We start from the raw sequence: 23,090 nt of genomic DNA on the forward strand, positions 1-23,090 counted from the left end.
CTTTTATGAAAATGCGACACGGACAGTGCCGTACGTTCCGAAATCTGCTTCAAAAGTATCACCTGCTTCAAACGTTACCGCTGCCGTAATGGCTCCCGCTAAAATGAATTGTCCTGCTTTTAATGTAATATCATAATCGCTTAACATATTCGCAAGCCACGCAACAGCTTTTGCTGGATTCCCCATTACTGCACTACTTATACCTTTGTCAAATACTTCACCGTTACGCTTTGCAACCAATTCAATTGTCTCCAACCCTTGTAAATCCACTGCTGTACGCATTTTACCAATAACTGCTCCTGCAGAAGATCCATTATCAGCGACAGTATCTTGAAATTGAAATTGCCAATTTTCTATTCGACTATCAATAATCTCAATTGCGGGTGCAATAGCCTCTGTCGCAGCTATAACATCTTGTTCTGACACATTTGGTCCTTTTAAATCTGCTTTTAAGAAAAAGGCTAGTTCGAATTCAACTTTAGGTTGCAAAAATTGTTGAATATTAATCGGTTCTTCTTCGGTGTACACCATCGTATTTAAAATATGCCCAAAATCAGGCGTCGTCACCTTAAACATATCTTGCATTACTTTACTTGTTAACCCAATCTTCATGCCCACAACTTCGGCTCCTGCTTCTGTTTTATCTTGAATTTGAAGAAGCTGAATACGATAAGCATCGTCAACTGAAATATCAGTTGACGATGTAAATGGGGCAATCGGTTGCTTATTCATTTCAGCTAATCTTAATAATTGTGCTCCTTGCTGAATATCCACCGATGTTTCCCCTCCTTATACTGGCACTGTCTCTAGTGAGCGATATTTCCCTGCATAGAACAATAATGGCTCTCCATCTTGTACACGAATATCGCGAACTTTACCAATAAATAAGGTATGGTCCCCTTCGATATATTCAGTAACTACATCACAACTTACTTGCGCTAGAGCATTTGGTATTACTGGAATATCTGCTAATGTTTCAAAAATTACTTCACGTTCTTCTTTTATTTGTCCTGCAAAAATCATCGACTGTTCCTGCTGATTTGCAGCTAAAATATTGACGGCGAAAATGCCACTTTCTTTGATCCTCGACAGACAACGTGCGTTTCCTCCGATTGAAATTACCACTAATTTCGGATCAAGCGATACGGACATAAATGCATTCGCTGTCATTCCATGTGGCTGTCCTTCATGTAGCGTTGTAATAACTGTCACACCTGTTGCAAATTTCCCCATCGCATCACGGAATAAACGATCTTCCATTTTCCATTCCCCCTACGCTTTAATTGTTGGATTATTTTCCGTTTTGGAATCCATTTGGTCGCCCCAATAAGTAAACCCAATATCCATTTCATCTAATGTCCAGCGAATCGGCTCCCAATCTGGTTCGAATATTAAGTAACCATTTGTAAAGATTTCAAGACGAACGCCACTACCTGGGTCAATGGCATAAATATACATAGCTTGAGAAATCCCATGTTTTCCAGGTCCTTTAAAGTAAATGCCGTTTTCTTTTAAAATATCTGCTGCGCGTAACAAATCTTGCGCATTATCTAACCAATATGCAATATGATGCACTTCATGTGTAGATGGTGCATTCGGGTCAAAGCTGACGGCAATATCATGTACAAGTGGAGTTACACTCATCCATGCTCCTAAGTAGCTACCATCTGGAGCTTCAATATATTCACGTAAATTAAAGCCCATTTGTTCTTGTAAAAAGTCGGCAAACTCTTTAGTAGGTAAGGAAGATAATAAATTTACGTGGTCAATACGTCGTGGTGATACCCCACGATTCCATGAGCGATGCGTTTGGTTTTTTAGTACCGACCGCGTTTCAGCTGATGCTAATGTTTTTTCCATTTCAAAGTAAATTTCGAACGTATGCTGACTCGGTGTTTTGAAGCGGAATGCTTTTCCTTGCCCAGCTTCTGTACCTGGTTCAACCCATTCAATTTCCGTACCGTTAGCTTTTAAAGATTCCGCAAATGCATCAACGTCTTCTTTACGCTTTGTACGCCAGGCAATATGATCTAAGCAAGATTCCTCTCCCGCACGAATTGATAATGTATGATGTTCAAAATCTCCCCATGCACGTAGGTAGTGAACCCCGTTTACTACTTCTGTTTCTTCTAAACCAATTACTTCTTTAAAGAACCATAATGATTTTACTAGGTCTGTACTCACTAATCCAAAATGTCCTAGTTTTGAAATTTCTGGTTTCATATGCTATACCTCTCCTTTTAACGTTAGTTATCTTGCTTCGATTGTAATATTATTTAACTCTTTATCTTGCACACTATCGCCCCAATATGTGTTTCCTACAGTTAACTGTTCGTCGCGTGTCCACTCAATTGGCTCCCAATCCGGTTCGAATATTAAATAGCCACCTGTGAACAGTTCTACACGACAACCACTTCCTGGATCCATTACATATAAATAAATTGCTTGCGATATCCCATGTTTACCTGGACCAATAAATGGAATACCTTGCTCTCTTAAAATGTCTGCTGCTCGTAAAATATCTTGTGAATTGTCTAACCAATAAGAAAGATGATGTAGACGTGCTTTTGATGGTAAAGCTGACTTTTGTACTAGTGCAACATCATGCACGAGAGATGTTACACTCATCCAGCCAGCTAAAATGCCTTCATCCGCTTTTACATATTCACGCAAGTTAAAGCCTAATGTATCTAGTAAGAAATCAAATGTATGATTAGCATTTGTAGATGTATGAATGTTCACATGGTCAATACGACGTGGCGATATACCTTTTCTATGTGCTTGATATACTTGGTTTTTTAAAATAGATTTGTATTCTGATGCAGCTTCAGGTTTATCTACATCATAATAAAACTCAAATGTATGACCGCTTGGCAATTGAAAACGAATCGTATTTCCAATACCAGGTGTTGAACCCATTGGAAATTCTTCCACTACTACGTTTGCTTCTTGCAGAAGTTTCTTAAATCCTAAAACACAATCTTTCGTTTTCGTCCTCCACCCAATCCATTTTACATATGAGTCCTCACCTTGTTCGATGCTTAACGTATGGTGCTGGAAGTCACCCCATGCCCGCAAATAATGTACTCCGTCGATTTCTGTTGTTTCTTCTAAACCAATGACTTCTTTAAAAAACTTTAAGGACTGATCCAAGTCTGTACTAACTAATGCTACATGCCCTAATTTTGCAATTTCTGGTTTCCCCATTCTCAACCCTCCGCTAACTAGCTAATGTCTAACTCTCTGAACTTATATTTATCATATAAAAAGGAAGCGGTTTCAGTTAGAGCTCTTTTTATCTATAAATCCATTTTTTTTAAACAATTTTTATTGAATTCCTTTGCATGACAGGCACTACAAATTGTTCAATACCTACACTATGTATAGGAACTTCTAATAAATAGCCTGCCATAGGCTCATTAGTTGTAGCAGCCTGTGATATTGGATCCCTAGCTGTTGTAATATAAAGCATATCTAAATTCTCCCCACCGATGACGCAAGATGTAACATGCGTAACGGGCAATAGAATTTCATCTAAAATTTGCATCGTTGTTGGATTTAAACAAATTATACGCGTTGGCTTTTTACTTTTTTTAGCGATAAGCCCTCCCTGATACAATGCCATCCATAAGTTACCTTGGGCATCAATCGTCATTCCACCTGGAAACCCTTCTAACATTTCAAATGTGTAGACTACGCGTTGAAATTCTAATATACCTTCCTCCAAAAACTTATATTCAAAAATAGATTGTTTAGCTGAATCGATATGAAAGAATGTATTTGTTTCTGTTTGCCAAGCTAAACCATTTGATGATGCAATATTTTCAAGCAATATTTGTATTTCCCCATTTGGGCTAATACGATATAACTTTGAATTATGAAAGGGATAATCGGACATCGCAGTCGGTGCTGTTTCCCTAAACTTTTTAAAAAATCCATCTGATGAACCAACCCATATGTAACCGTCAGGACCACATTTCGCATCATTTAAATAATGCATTGTACTTAATCCAGTAGGGAAGGTGAAAGGCTTTTTGGTCCCCATTTTAAAGTTAATTTTGTATAAACCATCTTTATACACACCGATAAATTCTCCGTCTTCTATTGGCACGATTGCTGCAATAGGACCCATAGCATCATAAACATGTTCTTCTTCGGATGTAGGATAGTATGTAATAATTTTTTGTGCTCTAATATCTAACCATATGACACCGAACTGCTTATGCCAGATAGGATTAACTGCAAAATCAGCTTCATAATGACCACATCTTTTCATCTTTTTACCTCCTAAAAATGTTGATAAGATAAACCGGGCAATAAACGCCCGGTCCTTCAATAAAAAAGGCGTAGATTGGCCATTGATTTCCGCTCCAAGCGGACGCTTTCCGTGGGCATGGCTTCAGCCGCTGGAGTCGCTCTGCGCTCCAATCAATTAGATCCACTTTATATAATCGGATAATTGGATATAAAACCACCTAAATATACATGTTTTCACTCAAATTATATGCTTTTTAAAAAAAGAGAAAAGTCTTAAACCTTTTCTCTTCACGTTTAGCTATATTTAATTTTTATGCAAAATACGTATTCGGCTCCAGATCGCAAAGAATTCGTCCATGTGTTTCTAGGAGTGAACTCGGTGTTATAAATGCGTGTAAGTGCATCGTTATGAAGTCTCGGTAGAATGCTTGGAATACATTGCTGTTGTATGCAAACACTGAACCCGCTCCAGCAAGCATCAAATCAAAGGATTCTTTACATAATTGATTGGCAAAACCGAATTCAGCTTTCATACGAATGCTTTCTTTTTGACTGAACACTTTTCCTTCACGAGAATATCCGTCGAGTTTATTAAGCACATCTATAAACATTAAACGGGCTGCCTCAATTTTCATTTCCGCTTCTGCAATTTGTAAATGCGTAATTGGTGCCTCGCTCATTTTCTGATAGAAGGTATTGCCAATACCCGCCTTCATGACGCGCTCCATGTGTAAATCGAACCCACCTAGAGCAAGCCCTAAAGTTGGTGCTACAATGGATAATGTTAGCGATGGAACAAATGGTGTCCGGTATAGCGGCTCATCTTTTAGTTCATCTATAATATAATGACCTTGGACCGCTAAACGATCTAGTGATACCCGATGGTCTGGGATAAATACATTTTCCATCACGATACTATTACTACCTGAACCTTTTAACCCCACTACATCCCAGTCATCTAAAACAGTGACATCTTGACGTGGAACGATGAAAATAGCCATTTCTTGTCCACCTTTACCATCATCAACAGGTGCACCCGAATAAAACCAGTCTGCGTAAGGAGATCCAGATACGAATGGCCACTGTGCTTTTTTGACTAAGTAGCCTCCCTCGACACGCTCTAAATCGATATGAACTGGTTTGAAGTTTCCAGCTAGAATCACATCTTTATCGCGATTTTCTCCAAAGATTTCAGTTAAGGCTTTTCGACCGAAAGCGTAAGAAACCATATAGTCTCGAATGTTACTTAAAGATACAAACCACCCAGCTGAACCATTCCCACGTGAAATTTCTGTTACCACTTCAAAATAAGTACGCATATCTGTTTGAAAACCACCGAACATTTTTGGTCGTAATACTTTTAATAATCCTTTATCACGAATCATTTGAACAATTTCATCAGGTATTTTACTCGTTTGATCGATTTCTAAAGTCGCATCTCGTAAAACTTTTTGCATTGATCGTGCGTTTTCAATCAGCATTTCGCGTACTTCAGTCTGTTGAACTGTTGTTTGTGTCATAAGTGCCACACTCCTTTTTATTGTGCATCATAGAAGTACAAGTAATCAGCCAAATATTTTTAACATGAATATATTAACTTACGCTTTCACAGGTTCTGATTTTAAGGGAACACTTTTTTGAAAGAAATGTTTTGTTGCATGTAAAAACTCTTCACGTTGTTCAATCATTGCCCAGTGACCACATTTTTTAAATACATGCAATTCACAATTTGGTAAGTGATCTAATGCATACAAACTACTTTGTAACGGAACAAAACGATCAAAATACCCATGAATTAAACAAAACTCATTTTGCATACGTTCGAAGGCTGTTTGAGGAATTAACATATCAGTTAAGCTAGATTTAGTGAAATTTTCCCGATATGAACGATAAATTTCTGGGCGTTGGAACATTTCAAAACGCTCTTCTACCACATCATCAACAAAGTCTTTCATACTCTCAATGTCATACACAAACCACGATAATAAGTTGCGTAAGTTTTCTTTTGTAGGATCTAAATGGAAGTTAGCTAACTTCATTAGCTCAACTGTTGGCTCTTTTAATAACACACCGGCACCCATTAATACATTTTTCGGGAATCGCTCTGGGGCTGCCATATTTAAATACATTGCAATTACGCCACCTAGAGAGTTTCCTACTAAATGAGCTTTTTCAATTTTTAATGTATCCATTAAGTCTAAAACTTGTTTTACACGTTTTGACATCCATTGGACGCCATTTTCTGGATATTCAGTTGGATGATCAGTATCTCCAAACCCTAGTAAATCTGGTGCTACAACATGATAATCTTTCGCGTAATCTTCAATCACATGTTGCCAATTCGCTTTTGCTCCAGCTCCTGGCCCTGACCCATGCAATAAAATCACCGTTTCTTTATTTCCTTTACCAGATTCATAGATAAATGTTCCAAAATCCCCTGTTTGTACTTTATGTGCTTCTATAGCCATACAAATTCCCCCTTATTTCACTTGATATTCTGCTTGAACATATTTCGCTGCTTGGCTGCCGGCAATTTTACCGAATACAGAACCTGATGTAAGGCCAGCACCCCCTGGATAATTGTCATAATATATACCACCTACAATTTCACCAGCTGCATATAAGCCTTCGATTGGAGTTGTATCTTCATGTAATACTTGTGCTTTTTTCGTAATGTGTAGACCCCCGTAGGTAAACGTAATGCCGCAACCAATGGCGTACGCTACAAATGGTCCTTCATTAATCGGGAGGGCCCAGTTTGATTTTGGTACTCTTAAGCCTTCTGTACCTTTACCATCTAACATATTCGGATCAAATGGGACATCCATTACCGCTTTGTTGAAGTTTTCTACTTCTGCCAAAAAGCCCTCGTGGTCTACATCACCCATCAGTTCCACAAGTTCTTCTAATGTGTTGGCTACTACCTTTGAGACAGCGCGACCTTCATATTCTTCTCTTAAAAAGCGTTTGCCTTTTGTATCAAACACTTGCCATGCATATTGCCCAGGTTGCTTTAAAATTTCTTTTCCGATTTTGGCATACGTATAATTCCGGAAATCCTCACCTTCATCGATAAAGCGTTTACCTTCTTTATTTATAAGAATGCCAAAGGGGTAGCTTAATTTTTGAAAGCCTTCTTTGAAATTCGGCAAATACCGATCGCCACCAACTGCATGTGCACCAGACCAATTGCCAATCGTTCTTGCTCCCACATCGATGGCCATTTTTAAACCTGCTCCTGTATTAAACTTGCACCCGCGCGTATGAACGCTATCCCAACCAGGTCCTAAGTACTTTGTACGCATTTCTACATTCGCATGAAAGCCACCACTTGCAAGTACAACCGATTTACATTGAATATATGCATCTTGTTTTTGCTCACGAATATAAATTCCCTGAATTCGTTTATTCGCTATATCCAACTTAACGCCAGAGGTATTATATAAAATTCGAACACCCAATCGAATTGCCTCCTGATGAAGGGCATCTACTAGCCCTTTTCCTCCACCAACTGCTTCTAATACCATGCCGCCCCAAAATTTGAATATTCCATCTATTTTAAAGGCTTGACGTCCATAAATAGGAATCCATTTCACTTGGTGAGAGGTTAACCACTGCATTACTTTGTAGCTTTCTTTTGCCAAGATATTAGCTAAATCATAGTCTGTTCGATAATTGGAGAGGCGACTCACATCATCAAAAAATTGCTCTTTTGTATAATCTCCAAAGTCTGTCATTGAAAATTCCTCATCGGTCATCTCTGGCAAAAGTGCTCTAACTTCTTCACCATTGTTATAAGCAAAACGCATTGAACCATGAGTGTATGTGGTATTGCCACCTTTTTCTGCCTCTGAGGAAATTTCTAAAACTATGACCTCACTCCCTTGTTCCGCAGCAGCAATGGCTGCGCAAATGGCTGCATTGCCTGCACCTACTACGACTACATCTGCTGCCCATGCTTGTGACATCAGGACATCTCCTTTTTGAAAGCGCTTTAAATTTTAAAGTCTTTATATTAACCTATTAAAAAAATGTTGAATTAAATAATTAAATTCATCTTTTTTCTCAATTTGAGTCCAGTGACCACATCGGCTAAAAACATGCAGCTGTGCATTTCCCAAATGTTCTAATAAATAGTAACTGGATTCAATCGAACATACTTTGTCATCTCGACCATGTACCAGTAAAATTGGATGTTGCAGTCTATTTAATGCGACTGTTGGAATCGGTACCGCTGCCGTAGCAAAAATAGAATTATTCGAACGTTTCACTTCTTCTCTCATTGCATTTTCAAATCTTGGCTTCGTCACTTCATCAATGACTGGTTGCATTGCCTCTTTATCATATACAAACCATCCCATAATCTGCTGGAGGCGTTTTTCAGATGGGCTATCATAAAAGTTTTTAGCACGTGCCAGCTCTAAACTTAACTTTGTATTCGGCGTTCCTCCTGGTCCCATTAATACAATGCGATCAAAGCGCTCTGGATATTCAACAGCTAATTCTAAAGCGATTGAGCACCCTAATGAGTTGCCAACAATATGAACTTTTTCTAATTTGTAATAATCCATAATTTCTAACACTTGTTCCATCCAGCAGTCCATCCATGCTTGACGGTTTTTTAACGGTACGTCTGGATGATCGCTTTGGGCAAAACCATATAGGTCTGGAGCTAAACAATGAAACTGTGACCCACAATCATTTAACGCATATTTCCAGTTTGCAATGGAGGTTACTCCTGGTCCTGATCCATGTAAAAATAAAATTGTTTCTGGATGTTGTTGACCTGATTCATTCATCCATGTGGTGTATTTACCTGTTGTTATTCTTTGTGATTTAACAGTTACTTCTGTCGTTACTTGCATATATATACCTCCCCTTTATGCTTCAATTGTTGGAAGAATGAGCTCATTCCCTGTAATGCTATCGCCCCAAAATGTATTGCCAAGTTTACGCTCTTCTGGTCTCCATACAACTGTTTCCCAGTCTGGCTCAAAGATTAAATAGCCACCTGTAAAGAGTTCTACACGACATCCACTGCCTGGATCAATGACATATAAATAAGTAGCTTGTGAAATACTATGTTTACCTGGCCCGATAAATTGTAGTTTAGATTCTTTTAGAATATCTGCTGCTCGTAAAATATCTCCTACATCATCTAACCAGTATGAAATATGGTGGAATCTTGCGGTCGTTTCTAACTTTTTATGTGTTACCAAAGCGATATCATGAACAAGTTCCGTTACACTCATCCATCCTGCTAGTAATGCACCATCTTCTTCTTGAATGCATTCATTAATGCGGAATCCTAGTTCATCTACAAAAAATGCATACACGCTTTTTGCATCAGCACTTGTATGAATATTGATGTGATCCAAACGTCTAGGTGAAATTCCCTTGGCCCAAGATTTATATGTTTGATTTTTAAGAACCGATTTGCGGGAATCCTCTACTTGAGGACGCTGGATATCATAATATAATTCAATACGATGACCAGATGGTGCAGTAAATCGAATTGCTTCTCCAATACCAGCTGTTGTCCAAGCAGGTACATTTTCTATTTCATAGCCTTTTGCAGATAACTGCTGTTCGAATAATTCCACGTCTTCTTTTCTTTTTGTGCGTAAACCAAAATGTGTCACCTTTCCAGTCTCACCAGGGCTAAGAACTAAACTGTGATGTTCAAAGTCACCCCAAGCGCGAAAATAATAACTATCGCCGATTTTGTTAGTACATTCCAGTCCTATTACTTCTTGAAAAAAGTTAACGGATGTCTCCATATCTGAGGTTTGCAATGACACATAACCTAACTTCGCAATTTTGGGATTCATTCACTAACTAACTCCTTTCTTTCTTTAATGCTATTTTAATAGAAGTAGATTCTTCAAAACTATGGAAAAAACAGTTGAAAAACAAATCATTCTTCATTGGTTTTTACTTAATAGCGAATTGCATTTGGCTCTAGCCCTACTAATAATCGACCATAATTTTCACGTGTTATAACAGGAGATAATGAACGATGAGAATGCATCGTCATAAAATCACGAATTAACCGTTGCATTGGACTTTGGTCGTATACAAAACCTGAACCACTAGCAGCAAGTAACTCATCCATCGCTTCTTTTAATAATTCGTTCGCATAACCGATATCTGTTAGCGCTTTCAAACGAAGCTCTTTTGGCATAATTTCTTGCTTATCTGCCCACTCATCCATACTTTTAGCTAAATTCATTAAGTACATTTCAGCTGTTTCCACTTTTATTGTTGCTGTTGCAAATAATGTATGTGTGCTTGCTGCATCTTTAATCATCTTCACGCCCATATGCACAGCTGTACGATAAGGCAATCCCTTTTTAAAGTTCTCAAGCATTTCTTGCACAACCCCTAATGCCGGTAAGCCTAGCGAAAGAATTAATGCTGGGAATAAAGCGGTACTATATAAAGGAATATCGCGTAAATGTGATGATTTGAAATCTCCGTTTAATACATCGAGATAAGACGTCACACGATTTTCTGGTACAAAGACATTTTTCATACGAACAGCATTACTCCCGGTGCCTCTTAAGCCAAGTGTGTACCAATCATCTTCAATTTCGAGTTCGCTAAATGGGACGGTCATTAACAGTTGCTCCAAAATTTCTCCGTTTTCATCTTTTATATACATGCCAAAGTAACCCCATGTAGCATGCAATGATCCTGAACAAAACATCCAGTGACCTTCTTCGATTAAATAGCCCCCATCTACCTTTTGTACTTTGCAATCTCGAGGCTCGTATACCCCTGCAAAGAGAACATCTTCTGGTTCTTGACCGAAGATTTCTTCATGCGCTTCTTCATTAAATGATTCAGCTACCATTAATTCACGAATGGCACATAATGAAGCAATCCATCCCGTAGAAGCACATGCCTTTGAAATCTCAACAATTACCCTTGCATATGTTTCTACACTTAACTGCAAACCACCATATCGTTTGGGACGTAAGATTTTTATGATACCTGTATCTTTCAATTCTTGAATAGTTTCTTCTGGAATACGTCGTAACTCCTCCGTTATTTTTGCACGCCCACGTATTTTTTCTGCTAGTACTTTTGCTTCATCAATAATCGCAAGCTCATTTTTTGTCAGTACATCTGGCATCGTATTCACTCCTATCTTGTAAGATACGTTAAATGTAACGAAACAAAATTTTGAATTGTACAATGAAAATCGTTGAATTTTAAACTTCAATACCAACAAAAAATACTCAAAATACAGAAATAGTTAATTTTCACTCAATTCGCGCTACCCTTTTCTAAATTTTCTGATAAGATACCCTTAATAACACATTTTTCCCTGTAAAGAATTTACGAAAAGAGGCGAACAAATGACTTTACCAACGTTTGACAAAGAGCTGTATACAACATCAAATTCATTTGGCTTATTACGTAAAGAACTTATCGAGCATTTAGGATATGATCATGCAAAAACCTTCTTATTAAGGTATGGATGGAATTTGGGTGTAGCCCATGCAAAAGAAGTAGACCGCATGCAACTTGGGTTACGTGAAAAGTTAGATTCTGCTTCCTCTTATCACCTAAATACCGGACAAATTACGGATTTAGTAACCGAAAGAGTACTACACTTAGATGACCACGATAATATTAAAGAGATTTATGCAAAAGGAGTTTGGATTAATTCATATGAAGCTTCAGAACATTTACAGCATTTCGGAGTGAGTGAACAGGTTGCTTGTCACACATTGGCTGGATATGCAAGCGGTTTCACTTCTTATTTAACAAAAAAAGAGATATATATTATTGAAGTAACGTGTCGAGCACGGGGAGATGCGGAATGTGCGTTTGAAATGAAGGCACTAGAGGATTGGGATAAAGAAACACAATCATATGTAATTAAAATGAATCACTCTCGTATGATTGATGAATTAAATACAACTTATGAACAGCTTTATCAAGAAAAGCGCTTAACGGAACTAGTGTCCATATTTCATAACAATTTAACAAAAGGACTTACACAAGGAATGAAATTGGAGCAATTATTAGAAACCATTTATGAAACGCTTGATACTCCAGTTATCTTGCAAGATTTAAACTTAAATTCATACATGACCGCCGGCATTACTCTAGAAGAATTAGATAATTTATACGACGATTTCGCCAAGCAGGTTGGTCAAACCCGTTCAGGTAAGCTTTTGTTAAAACCAATTGAACCCGAACATCCTTTACAAATAGACGGACAAAAGCATACGAGACTCGTTTGTCCAATTACAGTCCATCATCAAGTGATTGGTTATATTGCATTTATTTATCCCACGCAGACAAAGCAATTAGAATTTGAGCGAGACTTTATCCAACGAGCAGCAACCGTATGCTCTCTTCATTATTTAAATGAGAAGTCTAGTTTAGAGGCTATTGAGAATATGAAAGCTTACTTCTTTGAACAGCTATTGCAAAAACAATATACATCAAAATCGAGTATGAATTATCGTAGCTACTTAATGGAAATAGATTTAAGCCAAGAATTTTTTATCGGAAATGTTAAAATCCTCAAAAATAGCATGCAGATTAAAGAGCAACAAATTCTTTCAAAAGTCATCCAAACATTTACAATCTATTTGGAAATGCATAAAATACCTATTTTCATCACCTCATTTCAAGATGAAATAATTTTTTTAATGCAAAAACAACCAAATACATTGGAAATTGCAGAAAGTATAATAAAGCACTTACAGCGTTCCTTCAAAATTTACGATTTTAGAATTGGGATTAGTCGTACCATCCAAGATATTGAAGATATTCCCGAAGCACATCAGCAATCGATTATTGCTTTAAATATAGATAAAAAGCAATCAATTGTCTTATTTGAAAATACTAGTATCATTAGCTCGATTATCAATTCACATAACAAAGCTTCGATTGTTCAATTAGCAAAGCATGAGTTAAAGGCAATTTTAGAGTTAAAAGAAGCAAAAAAAGTTGAATTTTTAAAAACACTCTATACATTTTTAAAAAATAATGGTAACTTACAGCAGACTATGTTTGATTTAAGTTTATCAATGAGTGGCTTAGTATATCGCATTCAAAAACTCGAAGATTTATTAAACAAAAATTTACGAAATTCTAAGGATTCTTTCGAATTAATGTTCTGTATTGAAGCTTTAGAGATACTAGGTGAGGTTGAAATAGAATAAACTTTTAAGCTTACGCTCTTTAAGGGCGTAGGTTTTTTTTGAGAAAATAATGGTATCTCAATAAATTCTTATGAAAGCAAACGTTGTTTTTAAATAAAGTTTATCTATTTATATCAAAATCAAAAATGCTACGATTTTACTAACTTTAAAGAAAGGGGAATAAAATGAAAACGCTTTCTTAAATAGAGATTTCAGAGATATGTACCACTCTCTAAAGTAAGAAGTGTCCATAAAAATAAATAATCATTGTTCCATTCTATCCATTTCTGATGCTAGACAGTTTTTAGGAAATTACTACTAATAAGAGGAGGTAACATTATTTTTCCAACAAAGAGCAAAGGCTTTTTAAAGTTTCTGATTGTCATTATCGCATTCCAAGATGTAGCAGCAGGTGTAGCAGGATCTATTATGGCGGATTTAATTGAAGCTTTCCCTGAGTATGCACCATCAACTGTTATGTTAATTGCAACTATTCCTGGACTATTTATGATTTTCCCTTCCTTATTTTACGGTAAACTCTCGACTAAGTTCACATCCCGTAGTTTACTATTTGCTGGTTTAATATTCTTTATGATTGGTGGTATTATGCCATTCTTCCTTGATAATTTATTTTTAATTATTCTTTTCCGAGGATTATTAGGACTTGGTGTAGGGATTACATTACCATTATCGATTGATATTATTACTAGGTTCTTCGAGGATCGTGAGCGCGACTTCTTAATTGGATTCGGTACATCCACGATCGCTTGTGTCGGAGCTATTTTCTTCCAACTTGGTGGTGGTATGTTAGCAGACAACTTTGGTTGGCAATATGGTTTCTTAGTTTATTTATTCCCTATTTGGATATTAGCAATTACGTTTCTTTATTTACCAGAACCAGCAAAGAAAGTTGCAGTTCATGCTTCTTTGAAAGAGACATTATTCACTGCACCTAAAACGGTATATGGTTTTACTATTGGTCAAGTCTTTTTCTCCATGCTAGTTTTTGGATATGTGACAAACATATCTATTCTTATCCAATCAGAAGGATTAGGAAGCGCCACGGAAGCAGGCCTAGCAATATCCTTATTCACTTTTGGGACATTAATTATTGGTATGTTCTTCTCTAGAATTCGTGCACTCATGCCTACCCAAAACGTACCTCTAGCTATTTTATTAACTGGCGGCGGAATACTTGGGTGTTATTTATCAAATGGCTTAACAATGATATTTGTTGCTAGTTTTATTGGTGGAATCGGCCTAGGATTAGCACTTCCAGGAGTTTTTGCACGAATATCCGAATTATCCAATGAGAAAAAAGGCATTTCATTTGTTGGTTTCATAGTAGCTGCACAAGGTCTTGGCGGTTTATTAAGCCCCCTTTTTTACCAGACCATTTTAAATATTACAGGCTTTGAAGGTGGGCGCACTACATTATTGTTTGCTTCACTCGGTTTGACAGGTTTAGCGATTGTATGGTCAATTATTTTAATAATGAGCAATTCAAAGTCACATGCAAAAGATCCCCATGCTCCTGCCCTATAAAAAAACAATACAACTAAAGGGTTGTACAAAAAACTAGGAGTCTTATGCTTCTAGTTTTTTTAATACCTTTTATTATTTACATCCTCTCTAAGATATCTCTTTTTAATTTTCAATGACTTTTAGCAGTTTTCCTTGGAAAATTCAGCAGGCTTTTATTGTATTTTTAGAGTCCACTTTCTTCCTATAATGAAACATACTAAATAAAAGGAGGATTCAAAATGGGGACACCTTTATTACGTTTTGAATATGATCGACAAGAACGTTGGGGAATTTATGAAGAAGATTTACGCCTTATAGAGGGAACGTTTCCAACGCTTCGGAGCATATTAACAGATGGACATTCGCAAATTACAAGGGCTAAAACAGAAGGTATTATTATCTCTATGGAAGAAATCACTCTTTTATCACCTATTACACATGACGGGAATATCTATTGCCAGGGAACAAACTATGCTGAACATCGTGAAGAAGCTGGATTTACTCAACAAAAGCCTGCATATAATTTACTATTTATGAAGTCCCCAAGTACATTAAGTGCAGCTAATACAAATATAATATGTCCGCAAGATGTCCAATTGCTTGATTATGAGATTGAATTAGGACTTGTCCTCAAACAAGATATCACAGAAGAAACCAACATTACCACCCAAAATATTGGTGATTATATCGGTGGATTAGTAATTGCAAACGACGTTTCGGCACGCGATATACAAATTGTAGAACAACAATGGTTTAAAGGGAAAAGTTATCGTACATTTTGTCCTACTGGCCCCTACCTGTATTTATTAGAACAAGATGAAATTCACTATCTGAATGATTTAGAGCTAATATTAAGAGTAAATGACGAAGTTCGGCAACATTCCTTTAGCGATCATTTATTGTTTAAGCCAACTGATACATTAACGGAAATGTCGACTATTTTTGATTTACGTATTGGCGATTTAATATTAACCGGGACACCCGGTGGAGTCTGTTTACGATTAAATAAAGATATACTTGAAAAAATGATTGATATAAATACAACGTACGAAGAAAAAATTAACTACTTTGTAGATACCCAAAAAGAAAATGGTTATTTACAACCAGGAGATATAATCGAACTTGAAATTAAAAGCCGTGATCATTATATTGACCTCGGTAAACAAAGATCAACAGTTGTTCAAAGTATATCTGTAAATTCCTAAAAAGAATTACTCATTATGCCGATTTAGGAAATGGAAGTATCGGTTTACATATAAAAAATGCCTTGCTATACTACTAAAACAGTAGCATCGCAAAGCATTTTTACATGAATTATATAAACAAGCTAAGTAATAATACGACTCCTAATCCTACAATAGAGTTGGTGAATAGAAGAAGTCCCCAAGTTCTGAACGTGTCTTTAATAGATAAATTGAAATACTCCTTAAACAACCAGAAGGATGCATCATTTACATGTGTAATAGTGTTACTTCCAGCTGCAGTTGCTAATACCATTAGAACAGGATTAACATCAAAAGTATGAATAAGCGGTCCTACTATACCTGCTGCAGTAATGGCTGAAACAACGCCTGTCCCAGTCGCAATACGCAGAATAGCTGTAATTAACCATGCCATGATTAGTGGCGATACACTAGTATTTTGCATCATTCCAGCGATAAAGTCACCAATACCAGTATCTAGAATGATCTGTTTGAAGGCCCCACCTGCTCCTACTATAAAGACAATCATTGCAATTCCTTCAATAGCTCCAGAGAAGGAACCCATGACTTCTTTCATCGATCTCCCTCTACTTGTACCGAAGACATAAATCGCTACGAGAACAGCTAGAATCATACTAATCTCAGCACTACCAAAGAAATTAATAATTTGAGAGAAAGTGGTCTCTCTATCTACAAAAATATTGATGATGGTTGCGGCAGTAATAATAATTGCTGGTAGTAAAGGCACTAATAAACTAACAGCAAATCCAGGCATTTCTTCTTCTGAGAATTGTTTTGATTTCTTCAAAAGAGGTGGAACAGGTAAGTCTAGATTACGTAACATTCTTGGTAAAATAATACCAGCACAAATAACGGATGGAACTACAACAACAATTCCTAAAATATAAACCATACCCATATCTGCACCATAAGCATCTACCAGTGCAGTTGGTCCTGGTTGTGGTGGAAAAATACTATGTGCCATCGTTGCTGCAGCTACCATTGTAATCCCTAATCTTAAATAAGGAATTTTCGCTTCAATAGCAATACTAATTACAAGAGGTGCAAGAATGATAAATGCTACTTCATAAAAAACAGAAATCCCAAATATTGTCCCGACAATTAGTATTGCCCATTCAATATTCTTTACACCGAATTTATTCAGTAAGGTGGAAGCTACACGTTGAGCAGCTCCAGAGTCTACCATTAATTTCCCTAGTACAGCACCCATACCAATTATGATTGCTAAACTTCCAAGTGTACTACCAAATCCAGTTTTTATAGAGATAACAACTGCATCTAATGTTAAACCATTTAAAATACCTACTAATGTAGCTACAATTAATAGAGCCAATACACTGTTAAGTTTCACAACTATATTTAGAAATAATAAAAGTGCCACCCCTAATGCTACCCAAATTATTGGAGCGTATTCGATAAACCAATCCATATTCATTTCCCCTAACCCTTTTCAATTTTCATTGAGATGATTTTATAACATGTTTAGAATATCCTTACCTATAATTCTGTTTAACTTAATAGGATTCTCGTGAATTTAAAGTTGCTTTCAAACGATATACTCCCGTCTCCCCCAAATCTACCTCTTGGTTAATTTGATTTAATAATAGTTTCACTGCTTGATTTGCCATTTCTACGGTAGGTTGAGAAATTGTCGAAATAGTAGGAGTGAAAAAGCCTGCGAATGAAACTTCATCAATTCCAATAACTGCTATGTCATCTGGAATCTTCAAATCATGTTCTTTAATATAATTCAATACACCGATTAACACCCGATCATTCCCTGCAATAATCGCATCAGGCGGTGCATTTAATTGGAACAGTTCACCGATAGCTAAATTTAAATTTTTTACATCCGGAGATTTTATATAATCTGGTACTACAGGCATTTGGAAATCCTCTAATGCCTTCTTATAACCTTGTATCCTTTCCACACGAGGACTTATGTTTCGAATGATTGAAGTAGTTATAATAGAAATACGTTTATAGCCCTTATCCACTAGACTTTGTACTGCAAGCCTTGAAGCATCCATATTATCGAGCATTACAGTTGGTATATCCATTTCATCAATCGTTCTATCCATAAATACTAATGGGATATTTTGGTTAACCATTTCTTTATATAAATCTACGTTACCGCCTGTTGGAAAGATGATAAAACCGTCGACTTGCTTAGCCATTAGCATTTCAATATAATTTCTTTCCTTTTCTGGTTCATCATCTGCGTTACAAACAATAATATGAAAACCCTTTTGGTGAAAATTATTTTCGATTGCGCGTATAATTTGAGTCGAAAATGTATGTAGAATGTTAGCCACAATGACTCCCACCGTAAAAGTCGATTTTTGCTTTAAGCTTCTAGCAACAACATTAGGTCTATAATTTAGCTCTTTAATTGTTTTCTCAATTTTCTTTCGTGTTGTCTCACTCATATACTCATATCGTTTGTTTAAATATTGGGAAACAGTACTTTTAGAAACTTCTGCATGTCTTGCTACATCGGCAATTGTAATGTTTTTCATCTCTTATACTCCTGAGTAAGCCATAAAACCACCATCAACAGCCATCGTTGTGCCAGTGACAAATGACGAATATGATTCATCTACTAAAAATAACAGCGCTCCTAATAGTTCTTCAGGCTTTCCAAATTTTTTCATCGGAGTGGCTGCCATTACTTTTTGTGAGCGAGCTGTATAGTTGCCATTTTCGTCCAGTAATAAATCTTTATTTTGTTCCGTTACAAAAAATCCAGGTGCAATGGAGTTTACACGTAATCCAGCTTCCGCAAAATGAACTGCCATCCACATTGTAAAATTATTTATAGATGCTTTTGCTGCACTATATGCTGGAATTTTCGTTAATGGTGCATATGCGCTCATCGATGAGATATTAATAATGGTCGGAGATTCCGCTTTTAGTAAATCTTTGCCGAAAACTTGGCTAGGTAGAAAAGTACCTGTGAAATTCAAAGAAAAAACATCTGAGAATCCACTTTCATCCAAATCAAAAAAGGATTTACTCGTCGCATCTTCTTCGTATTTTTCAGGGCCAGTAATCGCATCTGAATGGTTACCACCGGCTCCATTTATCAAAATATCAACTCGACCAAATTGCTCCAAGATAGCTTTTTTTGCACGAACAAGAGACTCACGATCTAAGACATCCGTTTCTATGGCAATTGCTACTCCACCTTTGGAAGTTATCTCGTCTACCACCTTTTGACCTTTTGCGGCAGTTCTATTCAAGATGGCAACTTTTACCCCATGACGTACAAGTTCCACTGCCATTCGGGAGCATAACACACCGCCACCACCTGTAATTACAGCAACCCGACCATCTATATTTTCATGAATAGGAATCATCGCGAATCCTCCTTATTTGTTTCAAAAGCATCCCATAACCCTAGTAAATACATGATGCCTAAAGCTCGGTCATATAAGCCATATCCAGGGCGACAGACCTCTCCCCAAATATGTCGACCGTGATCTGGTCTCACATACCCATCATAATTTTGTTTATTTAACTCTTCTACCACACCTTTTATATCGATAGATCCATCGCTCGTATAATGCGAAGTTTCAGTAAAGTTACCGCTTTCATAAATTTTTATATTTCTAATATGTGAAAATGGAGAGCGTGTTGCATATTTTCTAGCCACTTGGACCATATCATTTTCAGGATTTGCACCCATTGAGCCAGTACACATGGTAAATCCGTTGGAAGATGAATTCGAAATTGCAATTAGTTTCTCATAGCTTGCTTCGCCAGTAATAATACGTGGCAGACCAAAGATTGAATACGGCGGATCATCAGGATGAATAGCCATTTTAATGCCAGCTTCCTCAGCTACTGGTAAAATTTCATTTAAGAAATAAGCAAGATTAGCCCAAAGCTTAGCTTCATCAACTTCCTTGTATGCTTCGAATAATTCAGCAATATGAGCCATTCTTTCTGGTTCCCATCCTGGTAAGGACAAGTCAGAGGATTCACTTACTGTTTTAACTAATTCTTGTGGATCTATATTATCTACTTTTGACTTTTCGAAAAACAATGCAGTTGATCCATCTTCTAGTGGATGGAACATTTCCGTACGAGTCCAGTCGAATATTGGCATGAAATTATAACAAATTACTTTTACACCGTATTCTCCAAGATTTCGAATCGATTGCTTGTAGTTTTCAATATATTGGTCACGCTCTTCGTTCCCTAATTTAATAGATTCATGGACATTCACACTTTCCACTACATCGGTATGAAAACCGTATGAATGTATATAATCGATTTCCTCTTTAATCTCTTCTTTTCCCCATATTTCCCCTGCAGGCTTTTGATGGAGGGCCCATACGATTCCTTTAACACCTGGTATTTGTTTTATATTTTCGAGTGTTACTGTATCATTGCCTCTTCCGTACCAACGAAAAGTCATATTCATGATATACTCTCTCCTCTCAGTTTTTACTAGCATCTATATACTTTTTACTTGCTTCCACAACTGCGTCATATCCACCAACTTTATACGCTTTGTTCAAATCACTTCCAACACCTACTGCAACTGCGCCAGCTGCTAGCCATTCCTGCATATTATTCGCATTAATGCCACCTGTCGGCATTATTTGAACATGTGGAAGAGGACCTTTAACAGATTTAATAAAAGAAGGATCAAAATTGTTAGCCGGGAATAGTTTCAATATATCGCATCCTGACTCTAACGCTTTTACCATCTCACGAATTGTCATACAGCCTGGTAAATATGGAATTGCATATCTATTACAAACGGTTGCCACTTCCTCACTAAAATGTGGACTAACGACAAACTTTGCACCATTTAGGATTGCATGTCGAGCAGTTTCCGCATCAAGTACTGTACCTGCACCTAAAACTGCATCTATTTCTTGAAGTTCTTCAAATGCTTTCTGGACTTGAGGAGTTGTATAAGTTAACTCAATAATTCGAATTCCACCTTCAACTGCTGCCTTTGTTAATTGAACAGCTTCCTCAGCGCTATTTCCTCTAATTACTGCAACGACCTTTGACTCTGTAACTTGTGTCAATGTAGAATACTTTGTCATTTTATATTTCCTCCTTATCGCTCAATAACTTTATCGTTTCGTATAAAAGCTAGTACTTCCGATAGTTCCGGAAGCCCTTCATTATCCCCGGAAACCGTAGTCACAAGTGCACCAACTCCATTAGCAAACTTCAGTCGCTCGTTTGGTTCATATTCATGAAGATATGAATAAATATAGCCGGCATCGAAGCCATCTCCCGCTCCAACTGTATCTATTGGCGTCACTTGAAATGCCTCTTGTTTATACCAATTATTATTGGTATAAACTCTTGCACCATTCCCACCATCTTTTATGACTAACTCTGAAATCTTGAAGCGCTTTGCACATTCAACTAATGCCTGTTCTGTTGAATCACCTAAAATCATCTCGATTTCATCTAACCCAGTAAGCAGTATATCTACATAGGGGAAAATATTCATATATGCTGCGGTTGCTTCTTCAATTGTCCATAACTTCAAACGAATATTTGGATCAAATGATACTGGTATATTTTTTTGATTAGCAAGTATCAATAGTTTTTTCGTTATTTCTATATTTTTTTTATCTATTGCCATAAAAACACCAGTTAGATGAACTAAGTCAATCCCATCTAACATTTGTTCTGTAATATCACTAGGTTCCATCGTTAATATTGGGGACTGGTAACGATAATAAAACGTTTTTCCTGATCCATCTTCTCGAATTTCCTTGAAATTCAAGGATGTAGGGTAGCCCTCGACCAGCTTAACCTCAGAAACATCAATACCCTCACCACGTGCAAAGTTATATATTACTCGTCCAAATTCGTCCCCACCTAATCGACTCACCCATTTAGAGTTGAGTCCTAAACGGGCACAACCAATCGCAAAGTTTAACTCTGCTCCCCCTACTTTTCTTGAAAATGTCGGTACATATCTCATTGGTCCAGTTACAGATGGATTAAATGTTATTAAAGCATCTCCTAATGTTAGTACACCAAAATCTGTATCCATTGAACCTAACCCCCTATAACAATATATTCTTTTTCATAAATCGGTTTAGTAAATCGGTTTATAATGATTATATATTGAAAGGGTTTTCAATATCAAGTACTATTTACAATTGTTCGTCAATTAATGCTAGGAAATGCTTCAATAATACACGACTCCCTCGTCTATCTATTCGGTTTAGGTACTCACTTTTCCAAATGAATATCATAATTTATCATCTAATAAAAAAATACCAACAATCATTCACATTTCTGAATGTATGTTGGTATTTGTATTTTTTATTGATGCAAGTGATAAATTTACATGAATATATAATATCCAATTATTAATAAAACTCCTAAAACTCCGGAAATACTAAAATATACTAACTTCATCATTAAGCCGGAAAACAGCCATAATAGACAATTTCCGAAGATTAATCCGATTAACACTAAAGGCTCCTCAACAAAATATATGTCCCATACTTTAAAAGATAAACCTAACAGCAAAAGCGCGGAAAATACGAACAGCAGGGGTGCCATTAGAGATTTATTTTTTACTAGTTTAATAGCTATGTATAAAAAAGAAAGAATTGCAACTGCCACAAGAATAATAGGTATAAAAACAGCAGTCGTCATCACAAATAAGCTCGCTAACAAGATTGCAGTCAACAAACCAACTACTACATACAATATAACTTTATATTTTTGGTTTTTTGCTAATACTGCTTTCGACGCATTCTCCGTTTGCTCTTCTTCCTGATTTTCACCTTGAGCGTATAAAGTGAGAAGGAAATCACAATAATGCTCCGGCAGCAGCTTGTTTTTTTTCCAAAATGAAATTTCATTCATTATTATTTGTTTACGCTGAAGTGACATGTTAGTCCTCTTTTCATCTGGTAAACCA

Annotated in this window: 21 protein-coding genes; 3 read left to right on the top strand and 18 right to left on the bottom strand. The window is 36.7% G+C overall.

What is annotated here, in order from left to right; all coding sequences use genetic code 11:
* Positions 1-3 precede the first annotated feature (3 nt).
* From MKX39_RS10915 to MKX39_RS10965, 11 genes are all read right to left on the bottom strand, one after another.
* Positions 4-774, bottom strand: coding sequence for a 2-keto-4-pentenoate hydratase (locus tag MKX39_RS10915; RefSeq protein ID WP_093538540.1), 771 nt, complete (start codon positions 772-774; stop codon positions 4-6).
* A gap of 15 nt (positions 775-789) precedes the next feature.
* Positions 790-1,260: a flavin reductase family protein gene (locus tag MKX39_RS10920; RefSeq protein ID WP_340769581.1), complete on the bottom strand. Its 471-nt coding sequence runs from the start codon at positions 1,258-1,260 to the stop codon at positions 790-792.
* Positions 1,261-1,272: 12 nt separating this feature from the next.
* A complete protein-coding gene (locus tag MKX39_RS10925; protein ID WP_093538538.1) occupies positions 1,273-2,223 on the bottom strand; it encodes a VOC family protein in 951 nt (316 codons plus the stop codon).
* 27 nt (positions 2,224-2,250) lie between these two features.
* Positions 2,251-3,207 carry a VOC family protein gene (locus MKX39_RS10930; RefSeq protein ID WP_340769582.1) on the bottom strand — a complete coding sequence of 319 codons (957 nt, stop codon included), beginning with the start codon at positions 3,205-3,207 and terminating at the stop codon, positions 2,251-2,253.
* Between the two features lie 109 nt (positions 3,208-3,316).
* Positions 3,317-4,276, bottom strand: a complete 960-nt coding sequence (locus MKX39_RS10935; protein WP_340769583.1) for an SMP-30/gluconolactonase/LRE family protein — start codon at positions 4,274-4,276, stop codon at positions 3,317-3,319.
* Positions 4,277-4,568: 292 nt separating this feature from the next.
* Positions 4,569-5,777, bottom strand: a complete 1,209-nt coding sequence (locus MKX39_RS10940) for an acyl-CoA dehydrogenase family protein (protein WP_340769584.1) — start codon at positions 5,775-5,777, stop codon at positions 4,569-4,571.
* A 78-nt stretch (positions 5,778-5,855) separates the two neighbouring features.
* Complete coding sequence (locus tag MKX39_RS10945; protein WP_340762714.1) at positions 5,856-6,725, bottom strand: alpha/beta fold hydrolase; 870 nt, start codon at positions 6,723-6,725, stop codon at positions 5,856-5,858.
* A 12-nt stretch (positions 6,726-6,737) separates the two neighbouring features.
* Positions 6,738-8,225, bottom strand: coding sequence for an FAD-dependent tricarballylate dehydrogenase TcuA (gene tcuA / locus MKX39_RS10950; protein ID WP_340769585.1), 1,488 nt, complete (start codon positions 8,223-8,225; stop codon positions 6,738-6,740).
* 42 nt (positions 8,226-8,267) lie between these two features.
* Positions 8,268-9,122 carry an alpha/beta fold hydrolase gene (locus tag MKX39_RS10955; RefSeq protein WP_340769586.1) on the bottom strand — a complete coding sequence of 285 codons (855 nt, stop codon included), beginning with the start codon at positions 9,120-9,122 and terminating at the stop codon, positions 8,268-8,270.
* A 15-nt stretch (positions 9,123-9,137) separates the two neighbouring features.
* Positions 9,138-10,088 carry a VOC family protein gene (locus MKX39_RS10960; RefSeq protein WP_093538531.1) on the bottom strand — a complete coding sequence of 317 codons (951 nt, stop codon included), beginning with the start codon at positions 10,086-10,088 and terminating at the stop codon, positions 9,138-9,140.
* A gap of 107 nt (positions 10,089-10,195) precedes the next feature.
* Complete coding sequence (locus tag MKX39_RS10965) at positions 10,196-11,395, bottom strand: acyl-CoA dehydrogenase family protein (protein ID WP_340769587.1); 1,200 nt, start codon at positions 11,393-11,395, stop codon at positions 10,196-10,198.
* Between the two features lie 226 nt (positions 11,396-11,621).
* Here MKX39_RS10965 and MKX39_RS10970 point away from each other — a divergent pair, with 226 nt between their 5' ends.
* The 3 genes from MKX39_RS10970 to MKX39_RS10980 all read left to right on the top strand — a co-directional run bounded on the left by MKX39_RS10970 (position 11,622) and on the right by MKX39_RS10980 (position 16,153).
* Positions 11,622-13,445, top strand: coding sequence for a V4R domain-containing protein (locus tag MKX39_RS10970; protein WP_340769588.1), 1,824 nt, complete (start codon positions 11,622-11,624; stop codon positions 13,443-13,445).
* A gap of 366 nt (positions 13,446-13,811) precedes the next feature.
* Positions 13,812-14,969 carry an MFS transporter gene (locus MKX39_RS10975; protein WP_340771421.1) on the top strand — a complete coding sequence of 386 codons (1,158 nt, stop codon included), beginning with the start codon at positions 13,812-13,814 and terminating at the stop codon, positions 14,967-14,969.
* A 218-nt stretch (positions 14,970-15,187) separates the two neighbouring features.
* Positions 15,188-16,153, top strand: a complete 966-nt coding sequence (locus tag MKX39_RS10980) for a fumarylacetoacetate hydrolase family protein (RefSeq protein ID WP_340769589.1) — start codon at positions 15,188-15,190, stop codon at positions 16,151-16,153.
* 109 nt (positions 16,154-16,262) lie between these two features.
* On the opposite strand, the gene MKX39_RS10985 is transcribed toward MKX39_RS10980, so the two are convergent.
* The 7 genes from MKX39_RS10985 to MKX39_RS11015 all read right to left on the bottom strand — a co-directional run bounded on the left by MKX39_RS10985 (position 16,263) and on the right by MKX39_RS11015 (position 23,062).
* Entirely contained in the window at positions 16,263-17,600 is a 1,338-nt protein-coding gene (locus MKX39_RS10985) for a gluconate:H+ symporter (protein ID WP_093538526.1), read from the bottom strand.
* An 85-nt stretch (positions 17,601-17,685) separates the two neighbouring features.
* Entirely contained in the window at positions 17,686-18,690 is a 1,005-nt protein-coding gene (locus tag MKX39_RS10990; RefSeq protein WP_340769590.1) for a LacI family DNA-binding transcriptional regulator, read from the bottom strand.
* A gap of 3 nt (positions 18,691-18,693) precedes the next feature.
* Positions 18,694-19,530 carry an SDR family oxidoreductase gene (locus MKX39_RS10995; RefSeq protein ID WP_340769591.1) on the bottom strand — a complete coding sequence of 279 codons (837 nt, stop codon included), beginning with the start codon at positions 19,528-19,530 and terminating at the stop codon, positions 18,694-18,696.
* Positions 19,527-20,600, bottom strand: a complete 1,074-nt coding sequence (gene uxuA / locus MKX39_RS11000) for a mannonate dehydratase (RefSeq protein WP_340769592.1) — start codon at positions 20,598-20,600, stop codon at positions 19,527-19,529. The genes MKX39_RS10995 and uxuA overlap by 4 nt, the downstream gene beginning before the upstream one ends.
* 16 nt (positions 20,601-20,616) lie before the next feature.
* Positions 20,617-21,237, bottom strand: a complete 621-nt coding sequence (locus MKX39_RS11005; RefSeq protein WP_093538522.1) for a bifunctional 2-keto-4-hydroxyglutarate aldolase/2-keto-3-deoxy-6-phosphogluconate aldolase — start codon at positions 21,235-21,237, stop codon at positions 20,617-20,619.
* Between the two features lie 14 nt (positions 21,238-21,251).
* Complete coding sequence (locus MKX39_RS11010; RefSeq protein ID WP_340769593.1) at positions 21,252-22,208, bottom strand: sugar kinase; 957 nt, start codon at positions 22,206-22,208, stop codon at positions 21,252-21,254.
* A gap of 296 nt (positions 22,209-22,504) precedes the next feature.
* Positions 22,505-23,062, bottom strand: a complete 558-nt coding sequence (locus MKX39_RS11015) for a hypothetical protein (protein WP_340769594.1) — start codon at positions 23,060-23,062, stop codon at positions 22,505-22,507.
* Positions 23,063-23,090: the final 28 nt, after the last annotated feature.

The sequence above is a fragment of the Psychrobacillus sp. FSL K6-1464 genome (genome assembly GCF_038003145.1).
Lineage (GTDB): Bacteria > Bacillota > Bacilli > Bacillales_A > Planococcaceae > Psychrobacillus > Psychrobacillus psychrotolerans.

Bases quoted from the DNA above. Each gene is read 5' to 3' on its own strand.
- MKX39_RS10920 (WP_340769581.1), bottom strand. From the start codon at position 1,260: ATGGAAGATCGTTTATTCCGTGATGCGATGGGGAAATTTGCAACAGGT.
- MKX39_RS10925 (WP_093538538.1), bottom strand. From the start codon at position 2,223: ATGAAACCAGAAATTTCAAAACTAGGACATTTTGGATTAGTGAGTACA.
- MKX39_RS10930 (WP_340769582.1), bottom strand. From the start codon at position 3,207: ATGGGGAAACCAGAAATTGCAAAATTAGGGCATGTAGCATTAGTTAGT.
- MKX39_RS10935 (WP_340769583.1), bottom strand. From the start codon at position 4,276: ATGAAAAGATGTGGTCATTATGAAGCTGATTTTGCAGTTAATCCTATC.
- MKX39_RS10940 (WP_340769584.1), bottom strand. From the start codon at position 5,777: ATGACACAAACAACAGTTCAACAGACTGAAGTACGCGAAATGCTGATT.
- MKX39_RS10945 (WP_340762714.1), bottom strand. From the start codon at position 6,725: ATGGCTATAGAAGCACATAAAGTACAAACAGGGGATTTTGGAACATTT.
- tcuA (WP_340769585.1), bottom strand. From the start codon at position 8,225: ATGTCACAAGCATGGGCAGCAGATGTAGTCGTAGTAGGTGCAGGCAAT.
- MKX39_RS10955 (WP_340769586.1), bottom strand. From the start codon at position 9,122: ATGCAAGTAACGACAGAAGTAACTGTTAAATCACAAAGAATAACAACA.
- MKX39_RS10960 (WP_093538531.1), bottom strand. From the start codon at position 10,088: ATGAATCCCAAAATTGCGAAGTTAGGTTATGTGTCATTGCAAACCTCA.
- MKX39_RS10965 (WP_340769587.1), bottom strand. From the start codon at position 11,395: ATGCCAGATGTACTGACAAAAAATGAGCTTGCGATTATTGATGAAGCA.
- MKX39_RS10970 (WP_340769588.1), top strand. From the start codon at position 11,622: ATGACTTTACCAACGTTTGACAAAGAGCTGTATACAACATCAAATTCA.
- MKX39_RS10980 (WP_340769589.1), top strand. From the start codon at position 15,188: ATGGGGACACCTTTATTACGTTTTGAATATGATCGACAAGAACGTTGG.
- MKX39_RS10985 (WP_093538526.1), bottom strand. From the start codon at position 17,600: ATGGATTGGTTTATCGAATACGCTCCAATAATTTGGGTAGCATTAGGG.
- MKX39_RS10990 (WP_340769590.1), bottom strand. From the start codon at position 18,690: ATGAAAAACATTACAATTGCCGATGTAGCAAGACATGCAGAAGTTTCT.
- MKX39_RS10995 (WP_340769591.1), bottom strand. From the start codon at position 19,530: ATGATTCCTATTCATGAAAATATAGATGGTCGGGTTGCTGTAATTACA.
- uxuA (WP_340769592.1), bottom strand. From the start codon at position 20,600: ATGAATATGACTTTTCGTTGGTACGGAAGAGGCAATGATACAGTAACA.
- MKX39_RS11005 (WP_093538522.1), bottom strand. From the start codon at position 21,237: ATGACAAAGTATTCTACATTGACACAAGTTACAGAGTCAAAGGTCGTT.
- MKX39_RS11010 (WP_340769593.1), bottom strand. From the start codon at position 22,208: ATGGATACAGATTTTGGTGTACTAACATTAGGAGATGCTTTAATAACA.
- MKX39_RS11015 (WP_340769594.1), bottom strand. From the start codon at position 23,062: ATGTCACTTCAGCGTAAACAAATAATAATGAATGAAATTTCATTTTGG.